This is a genomic window from Streptococcus oralis (assembly GCF_002386345.1).
Taxonomy (GTDB): domain Bacteria; phylum Bacillota; class Bacilli; order Lactobacillales; family Streptococcaceae; genus Streptococcus; species Streptococcus oralis_S.
On the sequence record NZ_CP023507.1, the window covers coordinates 699,071 to 719,108 of the forward strand.

General features: G+C 39.8%; 27 protein-coding genes and 1 pseudogene. 16 read left to right on the plus strand and 12 right to left on the minus strand.

Annotated elements, in window-relative coordinates:
• Positions 1-12 precede the first annotated feature (12 nt).
• Positions 13-657: a TetR/AcrR family transcriptional regulator gene (locus CO686_RS03460; RefSeq protein WP_000444595.1), complete on the plus strand. Its 645-nt coding sequence runs from the start codon at positions 13-15 to the stop codon at positions 655-657.
• Between the two features lie 204 nt (positions 658-861).
• Here the strand turns inward: CO686_RS03460 and CO686_RS03470 are convergent, their stop codons facing one another.
• Entirely contained in the window at positions 862-1,347 is a 486-nt protein-coding gene (locus CO686_RS03470; protein WP_049479497.1) for a GNAT family N-acetyltransferase, read from the minus strand.
• A gap of 31 nt (positions 1,348-1,378) precedes the next feature.
• Positions 1,379-2,725 (minus strand): NADP-specific glutamate dehydrogenase, encoded by a 1,347-nt coding sequence (gene gdhA / locus CO686_RS03475; RefSeq protein ID WP_049479498.1) that lies wholly within the window; start codon positions 2,723-2,725, stop codon positions 1,379-1,381.
• Between the two features lie 204 nt (positions 2,726-2,929).
• Here gdhA and CO686_RS03480 point away from each other — a divergent pair, with 204 nt between their 5' ends.
• The 7 genes from CO686_RS03480 (at position 2,930) to CO686_RS03510 (ending at position 9,424) form a co-directional block, all read left to right on the plus strand.
• The gene (locus CO686_RS03480; protein ID WP_000255166.1) at positions 2,930-3,865 is read left to right on the plus strand and encodes a dihydroorotate oxidase; all 936 of its coding nucleotides are present in this window, start codon (positions 2,930-2,932) and stop codon (positions 3,863-3,865) included.
• 32 nt (positions 3,866-3,897) lie between these two features.
• Positions 3,898-4,935, plus strand: a complete 1,038-nt coding sequence (gene holA / locus CO686_RS03485; RefSeq protein WP_096753519.1) for a DNA polymerase III subunit delta — start codon at positions 3,898-3,900, stop codon at positions 4,933-4,935.
• A 69-nt stretch (positions 4,936-5,004) separates the two neighbouring features.
• Positions 5,005-5,610, plus strand: a complete 606-nt coding sequence (sodA, locus tag CO686_RS03490) for a superoxide dismutase SodA (protein ID WP_000974728.1) — start codon at positions 5,005-5,007, stop codon at positions 5,608-5,610.
• A gap of 153 nt (positions 5,611-5,763) precedes the next feature.
• Positions 5,764-6,294 (plus strand): YutD family protein, encoded by a 531-nt coding sequence (locus CO686_RS03495; protein ID WP_096753520.1) that lies wholly within the window; start codon positions 5,764-5,766, stop codon positions 6,292-6,294.
• Positions 6,295-6,314: 20 nt separating this feature from the next.
• Positions 6,315-7,400, plus strand: coding sequence for a dual-specificity RNA methyltransferase RlmN (rlmN, locus tag CO686_RS03500; protein WP_096753521.1), 1,086 nt, complete (start codon positions 6,315-6,317; stop codon positions 7,398-7,400).
• Between the two features lies 1 nt (position 7,401).
• Positions 7,402-7,881 carry a VanZ family protein gene (locus tag CO686_RS03505; protein ID WP_065371853.1) on the plus strand — a complete coding sequence of 160 codons (480 nt, stop codon included), beginning with the start codon at positions 7,402-7,404 and terminating at the stop codon, positions 7,879-7,881.
• A 1-nt stretch (position 7,882) separates the two neighbouring features.
• Positions 7,883-9,424, plus strand: coding sequence for an ABC-F family ATP-binding cassette domain-containing protein (locus CO686_RS03510; RefSeq protein ID WP_096753522.1), 1,542 nt, complete (start codon positions 7,883-7,885; stop codon positions 9,422-9,424).
• A gap of 42 nt (positions 9,425-9,466) precedes the next feature.
• Here the strand turns inward: CO686_RS03510 and CO686_RS03515 are convergent, their stop codons facing one another.
• The 6 genes and pseudogenes from CO686_RS03515 to CO686_RS10545 all read right to left on the minus strand — a co-directional run bounded on the left by CO686_RS03515 (position 9,467) and on the right by CO686_RS10545 (position 12,630).
• On the minus strand, positions 9,467-9,706 hold the full coding sequence (locus CO686_RS03515) for a zinc-ribbon domain-containing protein (protein WP_000600214.1): 240 nt from the start codon (positions 9,704-9,706) through the stop codon (positions 9,467-9,469).
• A 27-nt stretch (positions 9,707-9,733) separates the two neighbouring features.
• Positions 9,734-10,540, minus strand: coding sequence for a peptidylprolyl isomerase (locus CO686_RS03520; RefSeq protein ID WP_096753523.1), 807 nt, complete (start codon positions 10,538-10,540; stop codon positions 9,734-9,736).
• Between the two features lie 108 nt (positions 10,541-10,648).
• A complete protein-coding gene (locus CO686_RS10445; RefSeq protein ID WP_084437481.1) occupies positions 10,649-10,858 on the minus strand; it encodes a hypothetical protein in 210 nt (69 codons plus the stop codon).
• Positions 10,859-10,998: 140 nt separating this feature from the next.
• A complete protein-coding gene (locus tag CO686_RS03530) occupies positions 10,999-11,223 on the minus strand; it encodes a helix-turn-helix transcriptional regulator (protein ID WP_065371849.1) in 225 nt (74 codons plus the stop codon).
• Between the two features lie 2 nt (positions 11,224-11,225).
• Positions 11,226-11,822 carry a hypothetical protein gene (locus tag CO686_RS03535; protein WP_065371848.1) on the minus strand — a complete coding sequence of 199 codons (597 nt, stop codon included), beginning with the start codon at positions 11,820-11,822 and terminating at the stop codon, positions 11,226-11,228.
• A gap of 576 nt (positions 11,823-12,398) precedes the next feature.
• Positions 12,399-12,630: pseudogene (locus CO686_RS10545) on the minus strand (hypothetical protein).
• 177 nt (positions 12,631-12,807) lie between these two features.
• Here CO686_RS10545 and rpsP point away from each other — a divergent pair.
• The 7 genes from rpsP (at position 12,808) to CO686_RS03575 (ending at position 16,207) form a co-directional block, all read left to right on the plus strand.
• Positions 12,808-13,080, plus strand: coding sequence for a 30S ribosomal protein S16 (gene rpsP / locus CO686_RS03545; RefSeq protein ID WP_049520696.1), 273 nt, complete (start codon positions 12,808-12,810; stop codon positions 13,078-13,080).
• Between the two features lie 19 nt (positions 13,081-13,099).
• Positions 13,100-13,339 carry an RNA-binding protein KphA gene (kphA, locus tag CO686_RS03550; protein WP_000379617.1) on the plus strand — a complete coding sequence of 80 codons (240 nt, stop codon included), beginning with the start codon at positions 13,100-13,102 and terminating at the stop codon, positions 13,337-13,339.
• Positions 13,340-13,380: 41 nt separating this feature from the next.
• On the plus strand, positions 13,381-13,713 hold the full coding sequence (locus CO686_RS03555; protein WP_061588263.1) for a MazG nucleotide pyrophosphohydrolase domain-containing protein: 333 nt from the start codon (positions 13,381-13,383) through the stop codon (positions 13,711-13,713).
• Positions 13,714-13,810: 97 nt separating this feature from the next.
• A complete protein-coding gene (locus tag CO686_RS03560) occupies positions 13,811-14,599 on the plus strand; it encodes an alpha/beta hydrolase family protein (RefSeq protein ID WP_061588262.1) in 789 nt (262 codons plus the stop codon).
• Positions 14,600-14,629: 30 nt separating this feature from the next.
• Positions 14,630-15,148: a ribosome maturation factor RimM gene (rimM, locus tag CO686_RS03565; RefSeq protein WP_065371847.1), complete on the plus strand. Its 519-nt coding sequence runs from the start codon at positions 14,630-14,632 to the stop codon at positions 15,146-15,148.
• The gene (gene trmD / locus CO686_RS03570) at positions 15,138-15,857 is read left to right on the plus strand and encodes a tRNA (guanosine(37)-N1)-methyltransferase TrmD (RefSeq protein ID WP_096753805.1); all 720 of its coding nucleotides are present in this window, start codon (positions 15,138-15,140) and stop codon (positions 15,855-15,857) included. The genes rimM and trmD overlap by 11 nt, the downstream gene beginning before the upstream one ends.
• Before the next feature lie 11 nt (positions 15,858-15,868).
• Entirely contained in the window at positions 15,869-16,207 is a 339-nt protein-coding gene (locus tag CO686_RS03575) for an ATP cone domain-containing protein (RefSeq protein ID WP_001196045.1), read from the plus strand.
• Between the two features lie 27 nt (positions 16,208-16,234).
• On the opposite strand, the gene CO686_RS03580 is transcribed toward CO686_RS03575, so the two are convergent.
• On the minus strand, positions 16,235-16,555 hold the full coding sequence (locus CO686_RS03580) for a eukaryotic translation initiation factor 4 gamma (RefSeq protein WP_096753524.1): 321 nt from the start codon (positions 16,553-16,555) through the stop codon (positions 16,235-16,237).
• A 103-nt stretch (positions 16,556-16,658) separates the two neighbouring features.
• Between CO686_RS03580 and CO686_RS03585 the strand changes: the two genes are divergently transcribed.
• Positions 16,659-16,877 carry a YdbC family protein gene (locus tag CO686_RS03585; RefSeq protein WP_000807421.1) on the plus strand — a complete coding sequence of 73 codons (219 nt, stop codon included), beginning with the start codon at positions 16,659-16,661 and terminating at the stop codon, positions 16,875-16,877.
• A gap of 32 nt (positions 16,878-16,909) precedes the next feature.
• Here CO686_RS03585 and CO686_RS03590 read toward each other — a convergent pair whose 3' ends face one another.
• The 3 genes from CO686_RS03590 to gor all read right to left on the minus strand — a co-directional run bounded on the left by CO686_RS03590 (position 16,910) and on the right by gor (position 19,886).
• Positions 16,910-17,467 carry a TetR/AcrR family transcriptional regulator gene (locus CO686_RS03590; protein ID WP_007522198.1) on the minus strand — a complete coding sequence of 186 codons (558 nt, stop codon included), beginning with the start codon at positions 17,465-17,467 and terminating at the stop codon, positions 16,910-16,912.
• A gap of 392 nt (positions 17,468-17,859) precedes the next feature.
• Positions 17,860-18,396, minus strand: a complete 537-nt coding sequence (locus CO686_RS03595) for a biotin transporter BioY (protein ID WP_000709009.1) — start codon at positions 18,394-18,396, stop codon at positions 17,860-17,862.
• Between the two features lie 143 nt (positions 18,397-18,539).
• Entirely contained in the window at positions 18,540-19,886 is a 1,347-nt protein-coding gene (gor, locus tag CO686_RS03600; RefSeq protein WP_001209551.1) for a glutathione-disulfide reductase, read from the minus strand.
• Positions 19,887-20,038 lie beyond the last annotated feature (152 nt).

The following is a 20,038-nucleotide window of genomic DNA, read 5'->3' on the forward strand; positions in this document are numbered from 1 at the left end:
GAGGTGCCAGCAATGGAAAGTTTAGAACAAAAGTATGCTCAGACATTAGAAAATAGCAACCTGAGCTTAAAACAACGTCAAGTGTTATTATCAAGTCTAAAGTTATTTTCAGAAATTGGCTTTGAAAATACAACAGCTAGCCTTATTTCTAAGGAGGCTGGAGTTTCAGAAGGGACAGTTTTTAGTTACTTTAAAACCAAGGAAGGCATCTTAGAAGCTATTCTGTCAACTTTTCTCGAACAGGTTATTCCAGATGTGATTGCTGATTTTTCTGGGAAGAAATTTACAGCAAACCAAGAGTCTTTTCCATTATTTTTGAGAAGTATTGTTCGAGATAGACTAGTTTTCATTCAGAAGAATCAAATGCAAGTTAAAATTCTCTTGAGTCGTTCTTTTATTGATAAAACTATTTCTGACCAGTTAGGGAATGTCATTGTTCACTCTATCATTAAGCCAATTAGTCCAGTTCTGAATCAGTTTAAAGAAAAAGGTGTTATCCGAGTTTGGTCTAATGAAAGAATCGTTCGCTATATTTTGGCTTTGAGTCTTTCTTATGCTCTTCCAATGATGTTGAATGATAATGAAGATGTAAACATAGATGAAACAGTAAATGAAATAGTTGAATGCCTGTCTTTTGCCTTAGTAGAGGTAAAATAGATCTTGATTTTAAGCTTACTATTAGAAATAGTGGGCTTTTTTAAAACTAATACAAAAATCCCCAATCAGAGTGATTGGGGATTGAAAAATAAATTGAAACAATACCTTTACTATCATAGCATTGGCTACATTTTTAAAAGTTGTTTTAGCTGTCTTGAGGAGCTTGATACTGATGTCCTCGAGTCGACCATAGTATACTAACATCTATTCATCTGATAAGAGGGATTTTATCATCCAGATATTCATAGCTGGGTGGCCGGCAGCGTTAGAAAGTGGTTCTTGCAATGCTGTAAAACCATAGTGCTGATAGATTACCACAGCCGTAGTCAGTTCAGTAGAGGTTTCTAGATAAAGCTGTTCATAACCTGCTAGGCGGGCTTCCTGGAATATCCGCTTTATCAACCGGCTGGAATAACCTTTGCCACGGCTATTTTTAGTGACATACAGTTTTTGTAATTCAGCAATCTTATCGGACACTGGTGCAAAGCCACCACAGCCAACCAGCTGTCCTTTATCTTCCAGAACAAAGTAAGCTGCTCTCTCTTGATGTTGATAATAGTCGGCCAAATGATCTAGATGAGAATCAAAGTAGACAGTTCCTGGTTTGTCAAGCCCGAATTCTTCTAGGCTGGCTCGAATGAGCTGCGCTACAGCTAGATTATCTCTTACTTCCATTGGCCGTAAGTTCATCATTTGTCCTCCGATAGGATGTATCGACTAATTAAACAATACCTTGTGCAATCATAGCGTTTGCTACGTTTTCGAAGGCAGCGATATTTGCTCCTGCAAGGTAGTCAGTACCAAGACCGTATGTTTCAGCAGTTGTTTTAGCTGTGTTGAAGATGTTGGTCATGATGTCTTTGAGGCGTCCATCAACTTCTTCACGAGTCCATGAAAGGCGAAGGCTGTTTTGGCTCATTTCAAGCGCTGATACAGCTACACCACCAGCGTTAGCAGCTTTGGCAGGTCCGTAAAGGATTCCGTTTTCTTTGTAGACTTTAATCGCATCAAGGTCACTAGGCATGTTAGCACCTTCTGATACGCAGATAACTCCTTGAGCAACCAAACGTTTAGCTGCTTCACCGTTGATTTCGTTTTGAGTCGCACATGGAAGAGCGATGTCGTAGTTTCCAGCGTAAGTCCATACAGAACCTTCATGGTAAGTAGCAGTTGATTTCTCAGCTGCATACTCAGTCAAACGAGCACGGCGTTTTTCTTTAACATCAACCAAAAGATCAAAGTCAATACCATTTTCGTCGATGACATAACCATTTGAGTCAGATACAGAGATAACAGTCGCACCAAGTTCAGTCGCTTTTTGAAGAGCGTATTGAGCTACGTTACCAGAACCTGAAATAACCACTTTCTTACCAGCAAAACTGTTACCATTAGCTTTGAGCATTTCTTCAGTGTAGTAAACCAAACCATAACCAGTTGCTTCTGGACGAATCAAGCTACCACCAAATCCAAGAGGTTTACCAGTCAAGACACCCGCATCAAATTGGTTAAGACGTTTGTATTGTCCGTAAAGGTAACCAATTTCGCGTCCTCCAACACCGATATCACCAGCAGGTACGTCAAGTGATGGTCCGATGTATTTTTGCAATTCAGTCATGAAGCTTTGGCAGAAGCGCATCACTTCAGCATCAGTCTTACCTTTAGGATCGAAGTCTGATCCCCCTTTACCTCCACCGATTGGAAGTCCAGTCAAGACGTTTTTAAAGATTTGTTCGAAGCCGAGGAATTTCAAGATCCCTTGGTTTACAGTTGGGTGGAAACGAAGTCCGCCTTTATATGGTCCAACAGCTGAGTTGAATTGAACACGGTAACCACGGTTGACTTGTACTTTTCCATCACGGTCAACCCAAGGAACACGGAAAGAAATCACGCGCTCAGGCTCAGTGATGCGTGCCAAGATGTTTTCTTCAATATACTCAGGGTGTTTTTCAAATACAGGTTCCAAAGTGCTGAAGAATTCTTCAACCGCCTGGAGAAATTCAGCCTCATGCCCGTTACGAGCTTTCACAGTTGCAAACACGCTTTGGATATAGTCTTTAGCAGATGTCATATCGTTCTCCTTTTTGTTGTTATATTTTATTACATGAGCCATTATAGCAGAATTTTTTTTGAGTGTAAAGAAAAAACAGAAATTTTCAAAAAATTCTTTCAATTTAGAAAACCGAACGTTTTATATAGAAATTAGTTTCTCAAAGAGAAAATCTTAAAGTATGGTATAATATTAGAAATAAAAGGAATCTGGAGGATCAGAATCATGGTATCAACGAAAACACAAATAGCTGGCTTTGAGTTTGATAATTGCTTGATGAATGCAGCAGGTGTGGCTTGTATGACGATAGAAGAGCTTGAAGGAGTCAAAAACTCAGCGGCGGGAACCTTTGTCACAAAGACAGCGACCTTGGACTTTCGTCAGGGGAATCCTGAACCACGTTATCAGGATGTTCCACTTGGTTCTATCAACTCCATGGGCTTACCAAATAATGGCTTAGACTACTATCTGGACTATCTTTTGGACTTGCAGGAAAAAGAGCCAAACCGAACTTTCTTCCTATCTTTAGTTGGCATGTCTCCAGAAGAAACACATGCCATCTTGAAAAAAGTTCAAGAGAGTGAATTCAAAGGACTGACAGAGCTTAATCTCTCTTGTCCAAACGTTCCAGGAAAACCTCAGATTGCCTATGATTTTGAGACAACAGACCGTATCTTGTCAGAGGTATTTGCCTACTTTACCAAACCTCTTGGAATCAAGTTGCCACCATATTTTGATATTGTCCACTTTGACCAAGCGGCAGCTATTTTTAACAAGTATCCACTCAAATTTGTTAACTGTGTTAACTCTATCGGGAATGGTCTCTATATCGAAGATGAGTCTGTCGTTATTCGCCCTAAAAACGGTTTTGGAGGCATTGGTGGAGAGTATATCAAACCGACTGCTCTAGCGAATGTGCACGCCTTTTACCAACGTTTAAATCCCCAAATCCAAATCATCGGAACGGGTGGCGTTCTTACGGGTCGTGATGCCTTTGAACATATCCTCTGCGGTGCGAGTATGGTGCAAGTAGGAACTACTCTTCACAAAGAAGGCGTAGGTGCTTTTGAACGCATTACCAATGAACTGAAAGCTATTATGGAGGAAAAAGGGTACGAGAGACTAGAAGATTTCCGTGGGAAATTACGCTATATTGATTAAGTTTAATAAAAAATCAGAAGAAAGGAGAGAAGATGCTAGCCATAGAAGAGAGTCAGAAGTTGACGTTATCAAATCTATCTAGCTTGAATCTATTTACTGGGACAGACCAGGGTCAGTTTGAAGTTATGAAGAGTCAAGTGTTGAAACAGATTGGTTATGATCCAGCTGATCTCAACTTTGCTTACTTTGATATGAAAGAAGTAGCTTATAAAGACTTAGAGTTGGAGCTGGTCAGTCTCCCCTTCTTTGCGGATGAGAAAATCGTGATATTAGACCATTTTGTCGATATCACAACAGCCAAGAAACGATTTTTAGCGGATGATGAGCTCAAGTCGTTTGAGGCATACCTTGATAACCCTTCGCCAACAACCAAGTTATTGATATTTGCAGAAGGAAAGCTAGATAGTAAGAGACGGCTGGTCAAATTGCTCAAACGAGATGCGACTGTCTTTGATGCTATTGAACCCAAGGAACAAGAACTCCGCCAGTATTTCCAAAAATGGAGTCAGACACAAGGTCTGCAGTTTGTGGGGCAATCCTTTGAAAATCTACTTATCAAATCTGGTTTTCAATTTAGTGAAATCCAGAAAAATCTCCTTTTTTTACAGTCTTATAAGTCAGATGGCATGATAGAGGAGAAGGATATTGTCGAGGCTATTCCAAAGACCCTGCAGGACAATATTTTTGATTTGACTCAGCTTATCTTGGGCAAAAAGATCGATCAGGCCCGTGACTTGGTCAGAGATTTGACCTTGCAAGGGGAGGATGAGATCAAGCTCATAGCTGTCATGTTAGGACAGTTTCGTACCTTTACCCAAGTGAAGATTTTATCAGAGACTGGTCAGACGGAATCGCAGATTGTAAGCAGTCTGGGAACTTATTTGGGGCGAAATCCTAATCCTTATCAAATTAAGTTTGCATTGAGAGATTCGAGAGGGATTTCCTTAGATTTTCTCAAGCGAGCGATTTCTTATTTGATTGAAACAGACTATCAGATTAAGACAGGTGTCTATGAAAAAGGGTACCTGTTTGAAAAGGCACTTTTGCAGATCGCGGCAGAAGCAAATTGAGCAAAAAACTTGAAAAAAGAGGATGATTGCGTTATCATTTTCATATAGAAAGAAAAAGAGGTATTACAGATGGCTATTATCTTACCAGACCTTCCATACGCATACGACGCTTTGGAACCATACATCGATGCAGAAACAATGCACTTGCACCATGACAAACACCACCAAACTTATGTCAACAATGCAAATGCAGCTCTTGAAAAACACCCTGAAATTGGTGAAGACCTTGAAGCTTTGCTTGCTGATGTAGATTCTATCCCAGCTGATATCCGTCAAGCACTTATCAACAACGGTGGTGGGCACTTGAACCACGCTCTTTTCTGGGAATTGATGACTCCTGAAAAAACTGCTCCTTCAGCAGAACTTGCAGCAGCAATCGATGCAACATTTGGTTCATTTGAAGAGTTCCAAGCAGCCTTTACAGCAGCAGCTACAACTCGCTTCGGTTCTGGATGGGCTTGGTTGGTTGTCAACAAAGAAGGAAAACTTGAAGTAACTTCAACAGCAAACCAAGACACACCAATCTCAGAAGGTAAAAAACCAATCTTGGGCTTGGACGTTTGGGAACATGCTTACTACGTGAAATACCGCAATGTACGTCCTGACTACATCAAAGCTTTCTTCTCAGTTATCAACTGGAACAAAGTAGACGAGCTCTACGCAGCAGCAAAATAATGAATAGGAAGGGAAGAGTTATTCTTCTCTTTTTGCTTTATAAGGCAGGAGTCTGACAAAATCGTCAGACTTTTTTCATTTTTATGAGAAACGTGCTAACTGCTAGAAATTATGGTAAAATAGAGTGTTAAGTAATCGTGGAAAAGGAAGACTATGCGTAAAGAAATTGCACCTGAATTATACAACTATAACAAGTTTCCTGGCCCAGAATTTCATATGAATGGGGATAAGGTTGAGACTGAAGGAATCGCTTTTACCTTGGTTGAAAATATCAAGGATGCTTTCGATGTGACAGTCTTTAATCAACGCTTCTCAGAAGTGTTGACCAAATTTGATTATGTCGTGGGGGACTGGAGCAATGAGCAGCTCCGTCTACGTGGCTTTTACAAAGACGACCGAACAGAGGAAAAAATTGAAAAAATCAGTCGCTTACAGGAATATCTTTTAGAGTATTGTAGTTATGGTTGTGCCTATTTTGTCCTAGAAAACCAAGCACCGAAACGGGCTTCATTTGACAAAAAATTGCGTAAAAAGGATGAGGAAAACCTTCCTAGAAGAGGCAAGAAACCTTCGCAAAATAAGAGAAAACCAAATGCCGATAAGCGAAATAGACGTCGTCATAAGGACCAAAAGTCTCAGAAAGAGGACAAGGGACAGCGCCATTTTGTCATTCGTCAGAAATAGATAGAGAATAAGGAGAAGAGATGAAACCGTCTATTTATAGTTTAACACGTCAAAACATGCAAGAATGGGTATTAGAACAAGGGGAAAAGAAATTCCGAGCAGATCAAATCTGGGAATGGCTTTACCGTAAACGTGTCCAGTCATTTGAAGAAATGACCAACCTTTCCAAGGATTTGATTGCTAAGCTCAATGACCAGTTTGTGGTCAATCCTTTGAAACAAAGGATTGTACAAGAGTCAGCTGACGGTACTGTTAAGTATCTTTTCGAGTTGCCAGATGGCATGTTGATTGAGACAGTACTCATGCGTCAACACTACGGTTTGTCAGTCTGTGTGACCACTCAGGTCGGTTGTAATATTGGTTGTACCTTCTGTGCGTCAGGCTTGATCAAGAAGCAACGTGATCTTAATAACGGGGAAATCGTAGCGCAGATCATGCTAGTTCAGAAATACTTTGATGAACGTGGCCAGGATGAACGTGTCAGCCATATCGTTGTTATGGGAATTGGTGAACCATTTGATAATTACAACAATGTTTTGAATTTTGTCCGTACTATCAATGATGACAAGGGGATGGCTATCGGTGCTCGTCACATCACTGTTTCAACTTCAGGTTTGGCCCATAAAATTCGTGACTTTGCTAATGAAGGCGTACAGGTCAATCTGGCTGTGTCTCTTCACGCACCAAACAATGAATTGCGTTCAAGCATCATGAAGATTAACCGTGCCTTTCCGATTGAAAAGCTCTTTGCAGCTATTGAGTACTATATCGAAACAACCAATCGCCGTGTGACCTTTGAATATATCATGCTCAATGAAGTCAACGATGGTGTAGAACAAGCCTTGGAATTGGCTGAATTGCTCAAAAATATCAAGAAATTGTCATATGTCAATTTGATTCCCTATAACCCTGTTAGTGAGCATGACCAATATAGCCGTAGTCCTAAAGAGCGCGTGATGGCCTTCTACGATACCCTCAAGAAAAAAGGGGTCAACTGTGTTGTCCGTCAAGAGCATGGTACAGATATTGATGCAGCTTGTGGACAATTACGCTCCAATACAATGAAACGTGATCGCCAGAAGGCAGTCGCAGCGGTAAATCCATAAAATGACTAGAAAAAGAGAATTAATCTTAAGATTGGGAGTGGCTGTCTACAGCCTTTGCATTGTCTGTTTTTGCTTCACTCCGCAGCCTCAACTTCCTACAGGAGTGGAAACTCCAGGTATTCAAACTTTTGGACGCCTGGTTTTTCTTTTAACTCCCTTAAACTCCCTTTGGAATCTAGGTGAAGTGACCAGTTTGGGACAAGTCATTTGGATCTTTTTGCAGAATATTTTAAATGTCTTCTTGCTCTTCCCTATGGTCTTTCAACTCATCTATCTCTGTCCAAACCTGCGGCAAACGAAAAAAATCCTCCTTCTCAGCTTTCTTCTGAGTCTAGGAATTGAGTGCACGCAATTGGTTTTAGATTTTTTCTTTGATTTTAATCGCGTCTTTGAGATTGATGATTTGTGGACTAATACCTTGGGAGGCTATCTGGCTTGGCTCCTCTATAAAGGACTGCATAAAAACAAGATGAGGAATTAGAATGAGTATTTTAGAAGTTAAAAATTTGAGTCACGGTTTTGGTGACCGTGCAATTTTTGAAGATGTGTCTTTCCGTCTCCTAAAGGGAGAACATATCGGTCTAGTTGGTGCTAACGGTGAAGGGAAATCAACCTTTATGAGTATTGTGACTGGTAAGATGTTACCTGACGAAGGGAAAGTGGAGTGGTCTAAGTATGTGACTGCTGGCTATCTGGATCAGCATGCTGTGCTAAAGGAAGGTCAAACTGTGCGTGATGTCTTGCGGACAGCCTTTGTTGAACTATTTAAAGCAGAAACTCGTATCAATGAGCTCTATATGGAAATGGCCGAAGACGGAGCGGATATTGATGCACTCATGGAAGAAGTTGGTGAACTCCAAGATCGTTTGGAAAGTCGAGATTTCTATACTTTGGATGCTAAGATTGATGAAGTAGCGCGTGCTCTCGGTGTCATGGACTTTGGCATGGATACGGATGTAACAGCCTTATCAGGTGGACAAAGAACCAAGGTGCTTTTGGCTAAACTCCTCCTTGAAAAGCCAGATATTTTGCTGCTTGACGAGCCAACCAACTACTTGGATGCTGAACACATTGACTGGCTCAAGCGTTATCTCCAAAACTATGAGAATGCCTTTGTCCTTATTTCGCATGATATTCCTTTCCTAAACGATGTAATCAATATCGTCTACCATGTGGAAAATCAACAGTTGACGCGTTACTCTGGTGACTACTACCAGTTCCAAGAAGTCTATGCCATGAAGAAATCTCAGTTGGAAGCGGCCTACGAACGTCAGCAGAAAGAGATAGCGGACCTCAAGGATTTCGTAGCCCGCAATAAAGCCCGTGTCGCAACTCGAAACATGGCCATGTCCCGTCAAAAGAAACTCGACAAGATGGATATCATTGAACTGCAAAGTGAGAAGCCAAAACCATCCTTTGATTTCAAACCAGCTCGTACGCCAGGGCGCTTTATATTCCAAGCCAAGGACTTGCAGATTGGTTATGACCGTCCACTTACCAAACCCTTAAATCTCACCTTTGAACGCAATCAAAAGGTTGCCATTATTGGAGCCAATGGTATCGGGAAAACAACTCTCTTGAAGTCTCTCTTGGGTATTATCCCACCAATCGCTGGAGAAGTCGAACGAGGTGACTACCTAGAACTTGGTTACTTTGAACAGGAAGTAGAAGGTGGAAATCGTCAAACACCACTAGAGGCCGTCTGGAATGCCTTTCCTGCCCTTAACCAAGCAGAGGTCCGTGCAGCCCTTGCTCGTTGTGGTTTGACAACCAAGCACATCGAAAGCCAAATTCAGGTCTTGTCAGGTGGGGAACAGGCCAAGGTGCGTTTCTGTCTCTTGATGAATCGTGAAAACAACGTCTTAGTACTGGACGAGCCGACCAACCACTTGGATGTGGATGCCAAGGAAGAACTCAAACGGGCGCTTAAAGAATACAAAGGAAGCATTCTTATGGTTTGCCACGAACCAGACTTTTATGAAGGCTGGATGGACCAAATCTGGGACTTTAACAAGCTAACTTAAAAGCAGTAAAAAAGCCAAGTTGAAATGACTTGGCTTTTTTGACTAGTAATTTAAATAGTTTTCAACTTCAGATTTCTCAATTTCTTTACCGTAGTGGCAAATCGGACAAGAAACGAAGTAACTTTTACCATAAGGAAAAAGTGGAATCCAGTAGAGGGTGAACTTGCGCCCAGTTTCTACGATCTCCCAAGTGTCGACATTGTTACAGTGACCACATTCGATCGCAGTTTGCGTATGTCCCAAATCTTTCTGATAACCTTTAGAACCCCAAAATAAAATCATGTCATCATCTCCTTATCTGTTGATGGCTTATTTTTTGCTGAAGTCGTAGTCTTTCATCACTTCGATACTATCAATGGTGATAGCAGACGTTGGTTTGTCTTTCTCATCTTTTTCAGCTTTGGCAATCTTGTCAACAACATCCATGCCATCGATGACTTGACCAAAGACAGGGTGTTTGCCGTCTAGACTTGGATTTCCACCTTCTTTATAGGCTTCGATGATTTTCTTTGGATACTTGCTGGTAGGGAGTTTAGCTGAAATATCTGTTGAGTTTTGGTTGATGAAGAACTGGCTACCGTTGGTGTTTGGTTGACCAGTATTAGCCATAGCAAGGGCTCCTCGGATATTGTATAGGTAAGGAGAGATTTCATTTTTGAAACCAGTTCCCTTGTCCTTTGTTTTATCCTTATCATGCCAGATAGATTGGCCCCCTGTACCATCTCCCTTAGGATCTCCAGTTTGGACCATAAAGCCATCGATGATACGGTGGAAGGTGATGCCGTTATAATAGCCTTCCTTAGCGTGAGTAAGGAAGTTTTCAACTGCTAGTGGTGCTAGTTTTGGAAAGAGTTTGATGCGGATATCGCCTTGATTTGTGTGTAAAATGACCTCGGCTTCATCTTCGGCAACTTCCTTAGAAAGTTGAGGGAAGTTGGCATTGTCATTGGTCAAAGCGTCATTCAAATCTTTGGCAGCCTGAGCAGCTGCTTTTGAGCTTTCTTCAGCTGAGATGCTAGAGTCGACATACTCATCACCACGGAGACCACGTTGGATACTAGTACATCCAGCAAGGGATACCGTTGATAGTAAAAGAAGGGTTGCTAGTTTTTTCATTGTTAACCTCTCAAAAATTCATTTCTACCATTGTACCTTAAAAGGAGTTTGATTTCAAATGTAAAAGATAAGGCAAGTTTTCAGAAAATAAATCTTCAGACTGCTTGTTTAGAGATTTTTCTTTGGATGACGGTCGATAATTTCCTGATATTGTTCCAGTATCTGCTCTCCCTTTGGAGTCAATTTGTAGCATCGAATCGAAAAGTGACTAGCTAATTCCTCTTCTGATAAGTTTTCATGAAGAGTTTGAACAAGATCAGCCGCTTTCATCTTAGAAAGTCCTGTAACTCCCTTACTTTTGAGGATATTCTTTTTCATTGTAGCATTCAGATGGTCGAGTGAATCGAAGGCGGTTTCGATAATAGTATAGCCTTTTTCTACCAGACTGCTTAGATGTTTTGGTGCATTAATGCCATAAGTGTACTCGAAATATTTAGGAAACCAGGTCTCGAAAAGAATTATGCTTCCTCTTTTTTTCTGAGTTCAAAGAGGTCTTCTACTTTAAGATTAAAAACTTGAGCAATTTTAAGAGCCATTTCCAGCGAAGGATTGTAACGGTTATTTTCCAAGTGCAGAATTGTCTCGCGTCGCATTCCGATGAGGTCGGCTAACTCCTGCTGGGTCATGCCTGTGGACTCACGAACAGATTTGAGATTAGTAATAATCTTGCTTTCTTTGGCCATGCTTATCCTCTACGTTCCAAAATAAGATAGGCAACCGCAAAGATGCAAATCAAGGCAGCTATGCTAATAAAGATCTGGCCCATGTAAAGAGTGAGAGACCCCATATACCCAATGATAACTGCTAGGATCATCAGTGCACCTAGTATAAAAACAAACATCAAGCTAGCTGTTTTTGCTAAATTAGCATAAAAGCGTTCGTCTGGAGTTTCCTTGACATTTCTCAAAGAGAAAGAACCAAATACAATCACTTCAATAACGAGGCCAATTCCTAAAATCCATTCTTTAATACCAGAACTTTCGCTTGGGGTCGCAACCCAAATTCCTACTGTATAAAAAATGCTTGCTGCAAACAAAAGTATCGTGTAAAGCTTAGCAGACAAGTCAAAAATAATCTTTCCCTTACCTTTCTGACTCTTATGGGGCAGTGGTTTCATATGTAGCCAGCCCCAAATAGCTACAATCTGACCTAACACTGAAATACCAGCAATAACTAACTTGGTTCCCCAACTAAGATTAGAACCAAATAAAACAGTAAAATCAATAAAGAGAGCTACGGCAATCATTGCAATGAGGCCACGCATTTTTTTACTTTTTTTCATGATAGACTCCTTTTTTGTGTTATAAATATATCACACTTAAATTTAGAAAGCAAGAATTTATGTGTCAATGAGGCAATTATTTGAAAAAATTTTTTAATTAAAGACCTTGCTAGTTAAACAACTAAAGAATTCTTTGAAGCAATGCATCGGATTTGGTTTGGATAGTTTCGTTAATAATATTTGATGATAAAGAATTTTTGGAAAATCTAGATACTGTATGAATCTCTACTTTTTTTAGACTGTTATTAAGTCTGTCAGAATAAGCATTGTAGGTGCAGAAATTAATTTTTACAGAACTAAATTATTCCCCTATTTAGAATCTATTAATTCATATTTTATAAATTAATTAGTAGATATTGTTCTTAAAATCCTTGATATTTCGCTGTTTTAGTCCAATTGAAATCTATACTTTCCAAACCAAGTCTTAAGAAAGCTCGCAAAGCTAGCCAGTTCTCTAAACGTTAAGAACTAGCTACAATACAGCATTTACAACACTTCATATATCACACCATTCAATTAAAAGTTATTCAAATTAGATGAAAATTTATTTTCTGAAAAATCGGGAAAACGTTGATTTTAAGTGGATTTTGAAATATATTCAAATTGGAGTTTTAAAAACCAGCTTTCGGTGGTAAAAATACCAAAGTTGATTCTCCAAAGGAGGATAATATCACCTGCCAGAAGATTGTCTTCTATTTCATTTTGGGACAAACTTGGGATTTAGTAGCGAAGTCTCGATATCATGATCAGGAGAGATGTAAGGCTTAACCTGATGGTCTTTGTAAATGTTCTCTAGACTAGTATTCATAAAGTTTCTCTTTCTAATTTATCCCTATTAATCTAATAAATTTCTAAAAAAATAAAAATTTTAAACTCTGTCAAGTTTTTTTCTTGACACCTGTCAGAAATCTGCTATAATAGAACATGTGCTAAATAGCTCAGCTATTTCACCGAAATAAAAAAATAAGAAAAGAGACATTAAAAAATGGCAGTTAAAATCCGTTTGACTCGTATGGGTTCTAAGAAAAAACCTTTCTACCGTATCAACGTAGCAGACTCACGTTCACCACGTGACGGACGTTTCATCGAAACAGTTGGGACTTACAACCCACTTGTTGCTGAAAACCAAGTAACTTTGAAAGAAGACCGCATTCTTGCATGGTTGGCTGATGGAGCTCAACCTTCAGATACAGTTCGCAACATCCTTTCAAAAGAAGGTGTATTGAAAAAATTCCACGATTCTAAATTCTCAAAATAAGTTTAAAGTAGGTTGACAGATGGATACGATTGAAAATCTCATTATTGCGATTGTGAAACCTTTGATTTCACAACCTGATGCCTTAACTATCAAGATTGAAGACACACCAGAGTTTTTGGAGTATCACTTGGATCTTGACCAAAGCGATGTCGGTCGTGTTATCGGTCGTAAGGGTCGCACTATCTCAGCGATAAGAACGATTGTCTACTCTGTCCCAACTGAAGACAAGAAAGTAAGAATCGTTATCGATGAAAAATAAAAAAGCGGGACAGATGTCTCGCTTTTTTTGTTGAGGAGAAGATGAAGGATTTAACCTTTAGACAATTACAAGCTTACTTACTCGAACATTACCAGCAATCTCGAACTGAGGAAGGCCTCTTTATCAAGCTAGTGGAGGAAGTCGGAGAAGTAGCCGAGGTCTTGAATGGGCGCTCTGGTCGAAAAGAGGGCGTCCAGGACTCAAATGAGGAACTTGCCAAAGAACTAGCTGATATTATTCACTACACGGTCGCTATTGCGGCTATCAACGATATTGACCTAACCAAAACCATCTTTGACAAAGATAAAAAAGCGGCCATTAAGTACCAACATGAAAGAGATTTGGAGAGTTTTTTGAAGGGGAAGGAGAGTTGATGTCCTCTTTCTCCAACTTGTGAAAATCCTTGGAACGTGATAAAATAAAGGATAAGGATTTTTAATAATTCATTATATAGAATGAGTGGATTTCTTTATGAAGAGGATTGATGTGTCTACGAAAATTGGCAGTCTCTCTGTTACTTATCAAAAGCAAAAGAAAGTGCTAGTTTGTCTAAATGGAGCAGGTTTGCTACCAAGTTATGAAAATTTTTCACTTATACTTGAAAAACTTCCTCCCACAATTGGTTATTTGACAATTGATTTTCCAAACACAGGTAGAAGTCCGATTCATGACCAAGCTGGAAAAAAGCTGGATAATCTTGTAGACGCAGTTTATGAAGTACTTGAAGAATTGGCGATTTCTGAATATATACTTTGTGTACATAGTTTGAGTGGAATTTTAGCTTGCAAATTGCTCAACAAGCCAATTAAGTGTCAAGCTTTAGTAGCGATTGAACCGACAACTAAAAAAGTCATATTTGCTGATTTTTCAGAAACTCCTTATCCAGGAATGGAAGAGCAGATGAGGTTGATTGACGAGTATGGTCCTGAACTTTATTTGAAGAATTTAACTCAAGCAATATTTAGCCCTGAAACGAATAAAGAAATCTGGGAAATAATACAAGAAAAAAGCTTAGAGTTGGAAAAGCAAAATCCAGGATTTCAGATATCTGGAGAGATTACTGAGGAAGATTTTGAGGATGTATCAATAGCAGATTGTATCCCTGTATTTATTTTCTGTCAGGCTTATAGAGAAAAAGAGTACAGAGAATCAGAATATTGGACTTCCAATACTAAACTCATTTTAGGAGGAAATCACCATTATTTACAATGGTCAGAATCAAAAAAGATTGCGGCTATTATTCGAGAATTGTCAGAATAAGATGGAAAGAAGGAGAGTACAGGAGACAAGATGAACTACTTTAATGTTGGAAAAATCGTTAATACGCAGGGTTTACAGGGTGAGATGCGTGTCTTGTCTGTGACGGATTTTGCTGAGGAACGGTTTAAAAAGGGGGCAGAGCTGGCTTTATTTGATGAAAAAGATCAGTTTGTCCAAACAGTGACCATCGCAAGTCACCGTAAGCAGAAGAACTTTGACATTATCAAGTTCAAAGATATGTACCATATCAATGCGATTGAAAAGTACAAGGGTTATAGTCTCAAGGTCGCTGAGGAAGATTTGAACGATTTAGATGATGGTGAATTCTATTATCACGAGATTATCGGTTTGGAAGTTTACGAGGGTGATAACTTGATTGGAACCATCAAGGAAATTCTGCAACCAGGAGCCAATGATGTCTGGGTGGTAAAGCGAAAAGGTAAGCGAGATTTGCTTTTACCTTACATTCCGCCAGTAGTTCTCAATGTTGATATTCTAAACAAGCGGGTCGAAGTGGAAATCTTAGAAGGGTTAGATGATGAAGATTGATATTTTAACCCTCTTTCCGGAGATGTTTTCTCCGCTGGAGCACTCGATTGTTGGGAAGGCTCGAGAAAAAGGGCTCTTGGATATCCAGTACCATAATTTCAGAGAATACGCTGAAAAAGCCCGTCATGTTGACGATGAGCCCTACGGAGGCGGTCAAGGAATGTTGCTCCGTGCCCAACCTATTTTCGATGCCTTTGATGCCATTGAAAAGAATAATCCCCGCGTCATTCTTCTCGATCCTGCTGGGAAACAATTCGATCAAGCTTACGCTGAGGCTTTGGCTCAAGAAGAGGAACTGATCTTTATCTGTGGTCACTATGAAGGGTATGACGAGCGCATCAAGACCTTGGTAACCGATGAAATTTCTCTAGGAGACTATGTTTTGACTGGAGGAGAATTGGCGGCCATGACCATGATTGATGCGACCGTTCGCCTGATACCAGAAGTGATTGGTAAGGAGTCTAGCCACCAGGATGATAGCTTTTCTTCAGGTCTTCTCGAATATCCTCAGTATACACGCCCTTATGACTATCGAGGCATGGTCGTGCCAGATGTGCTCATGAGTGGGCACCATGAAAAGATTCGCCAGTGGCGACTGTATGAGAGTCTAAAGAAAACCTACGAGCGCAGACCTGACCTACTAGATAACTATCAACTAACAGCCGAAGAAGAAAAGATGCTGGCTGCAATCAAAGAAAACAAAGAATAAAGGAGAACCTTATGCAAGTAATCAAACGTAATGGAGAAATTGCTGAATTTGATCCAGATAAAATTTACCAAGCTGTCCTAAAAGCAGCTCAAACAGTTTATGTTTTGACCGATGACTTGCGTCAAAACTTAGCGCAAGTTACAAAAAAAGTCGTTTTGGACTTGGAAGAAGCAAAAGTAGAACGTGCTACTATCAGCATGATCCAATCAATGGTTGAGCACCGCTTACTTGGAGCTGGTTACATCACAATTGCAGAACACTATATCTCTTATCGTTTGCAACGCGATTTGGAGAGAAGTGGTTATGGCGACCATATCGCCGTTCACCTTCATTTTGAACAAATCCGTTAAGAAAAAGAGTGGGATGCAAAGAACATCTCACTCTTTCTTAAATAGACTTTTCTGAGCTTTTTGTACAGTTGAGGGAACGAAACGAAGTCGCTTAATATCACTGATACGAATGATTCGAGTTACGTTTTTTGAAAAATTTTTGACGATAATTTGTTGGCGATTAGCATCGTGTTTGACAATATCACCTGTAAAACTTGTCTCAGCAAGTATGACATGAATAGCCGACTTTTTCTGGATGGCTTGTTCAATCATAGCAGTGAGGGAGTTGTCCTCGATTTGAGGATGATCATCATTCCCATTGAGAAAACCCTGTAGTTTATCTAGAACTAGTTTGAATGTCTGTCTCATAGAATCCTCCCTTCTTATATATCCACATTATATAAAATTTTCTTAAAAACCACAAGATTTTTACGAATAGACTATAGAAAGCATATCACATAAAGGAGTTAAAATGGCAGAATTTACATTTGAAATTGAAGAACACTTGCTCACCTTGTCTGAAAATGACAAAGGATGGACAAAAGAACTAAATCGCGTTAGCTTTAATGGATCACCAGCAAAGTTTGATATTCGTTCTTGGAGTCCAGACCATACTAAAATGGGCAAGGGAATTACTCTTACAAATGAAGAATTTCAGGTAATGGTTGATGCTTTTAAAGGTGGACAATAAAAAAATCTTGAGTAGAACTCAAGATTCTTTTTTTAGGACACGATATAGTCACAAAGAGAAGTCTTAGCCAATTGAATGAAAGTCTCTCTATACTCTTCAGGTGGAATTGGATTATCTTTACGAATCCAGACCTCAATGAAAGAGATTGCCATAGTCGTAATGATATAAGCGATGTCTTCTTTATTAAAATTATATTTCAGTTGGTAATTGACATTCTTGAGGACCCATTCAGAGTATGTTCCACGAAGAAATTCCTTCCAACATGGGTCGACTTGTGTGGTATACAAGGTGTTAATAACTTCCCTTTTTTCGTATATGAGAGGAAGTATATGGTCTGCTAAAAAGCTGATAGGATCTCCATCATTGCTAGGGCAGAACTTATTAAAGACGTTAAAAATGTGCTGATTGGTCTCTTCGTGAATGTATTCGATAATATCTTCAAAGTTGTTAAAATGCTTTTGATAAATCGCTTGTCGTGAAATACCAGCTTCAGCAGCAATTTCAGTCATTGTAAAGGAACTACGCTGAGGATTTTTCTTAGCTAGTGTGATGAGAGCTCTAATGATTAGCTCACGAGTATTCTTTGCCATAGAATTACCTTTCTTCTTATAATTATTTACAGTTATTTTTGAATGAAGAAAAATCAGAATGTTCAAGTTAATATAAATAATCAATGAACATTAAATTTTCTGAATCTTTTAGGTAGCTCTATTGTATCACAAATAATTTATAAAATATAGCTCTCTCAGTGAAAATGCGTTTTCTGAAAAGTATACAATTGCCAACCTTCCGAAATCAATGGAAGCATATTTGGTTTGAATCAATTAGAATACTTTTCTACTTTGCATATTTTGAATAGCTATAATTTGAAGAATAAAACGATTAATATTCATACTGGTATAAGAATAGTCAAGTATCTAAATAGTGTACAGTTGATTCTTAGAATGGAAATAGTCCAGAACAATGGTTCTGGACTATTCTTTTATCTTGAAAAATATGGAAGGCTTTTCAATCGTTTGAGTAGGGGACGACTAATGAAACTAATGGCAATAATCTTACCAAGATCAGGGAGGATAAAGGGAAGGACACCGACAGCTAGTGCCTGATCAAATGGCATACCAGCTAGGAAGTGGAGGCTGAGAATGCCTCCGACAAAGACGAGGGAGTCACCCAAGAGGTTGGCTAGGAAAATGCGAATGTAGCCACTATTTTGATGGATGAGATAAGATGTAAGTCCAGCATAGACAAGGTCGAACCAAAGATAACCTGCACTTGGGCCGATTAAAACGTGAAATCCTGCACCACCCCCTGCAAAGACAGGTAGACCAATAGCACCCAGCAAGAGATAGAGAGCTACAGATAGAACAGCTTCTCTGGGTCTAAAAACAGTAGCAATCAGACCGATTGCAAAGTTTTGCAAAGTGAAAGGTACAGGACCGATAGGGAGACTGATTTGTGCCAATACGGCGATGAGAGCAGCACCGATAGCAGGGATAGCATAGATATGAGCTTTTTTCAAAACTGTTAACCTCTTTTCAAAATTATAGTAACTATTATACTAATCTAGAAAGAAAAGTCAACCTATTTTTGAAATCAAGGTAACAATTTTGTAACAGCCGATTTTACAAGTAAAAAGAGACCTCAAGAGGTCTCTTGTGATAATTAGCGCATGATTACAAATTCTTCCGAGGTAGTTGGGTGGATAGCTACTGTAGCATCAAAGTCCGCCTTGGTTGCTCCCATCTTGATGGCCACAGCGAATCCTTGAATCATCTCATCCACTCCGTAACCAAGTCCGTGAAGTCCAACAACTTTTTCGTCAGCACCGGCGGTGATGAGTTTGAAGCGAGATTCTTGACGATGGTTTGTAACGGCTGAGTACATAGATGCAAAGCTTGACTTGTAGATTTTGATGTTATCTTGGCCGTATTCTTTGATAGCTTGATCCTCAGTTAAACCAACGGTTCCGATTGCTGGGTGGGAGAAGACAACAGTAGGGATAGTCGTGTAGTCCATCTTAGCATTTGTTTTCCCGTTGAAGAGGCGTTCAGATAGGGTACGTCCTGCCTTGATGGCTACTGGGGTCAGTTCCTTCTCACCAGTAACGTCTCCGAGGGCATAGATACCATCTACAACTGTATTTTGATACTCATCCACTTGGATAAATCCACGTTCGTTGAGTGTAACGCCGGCCTTTTCTAACTCCAGTCCGTCTACAATTGGTCGGCGGCCGGTAGCCCAGATAACTTGGCTGGCAGTGTGACTAGAACCATCTTCGAAATGAATCGTAATGCCTTGCTCTGATTTTTCTAGTTTAGCTGGTACCTTGTGTGTGTGTAAAGGTAGACCTGTTTTTTCCATTTCATTGACCAGTCCTTCAACGATGTAGCTGTCAAAAGTGCGCAAGGGACGATCACGACGGACAAACAAATCCGTTTTTACTCCTAGTGCGTGGAGAACACCTGCTAATTCAACGGCGATATAGCCAGCTCCAAGAATCGCAACAGATTCAGGAAGTTGCTCCCAAGCAAAGACATCGTCTGAGCTACCACCAAGTTCAGCTCCAGGGATAGTTGGAATGCTTGGACGAGCGCCAGTCGCAATCACGATATGTTTGGCACGAATCAATTCACCATTAACGCTGACCGTATGAGCATCAATGAAATGAGCACGACCTTCAATCAAATCAACACCGTTGCGCTTGAAACTTCCATCATAAGATGAGCGAGCACGGTCGATGTAGGCTTCACGATTTTGACGAAGTTTTGCGAAATCAAATTGAACATCTGAACTTGTAAAACCATAGTCAGGGCCGTAGTGGTGGAAGCTTTCAGCGATTTGCGCTCCATACCACATGATTTTTTTAGGAACACAGCCGACATTGACACAAGTTCCACCTAATTTTTTCTCTTCGATAACGGCTGCTTTAGCGCCGTGTTCACCAGCTCGGTTCATAGTGGCGATGCCGCCGCTCCCTCCACCAATGGCGATGATATCATATTCTCTCATAGAAAACTCCTTATAGCTTTGATAGTTATATTCTATCGTTTTTATTTTTTGAATGCAAAAATCTGCTACGATAAAAAAATTATAAAAACGCTTGCCAAATTCAAAAAGATATTGTATTATATATCTAGCACAATAATCCAATAAACGAATAC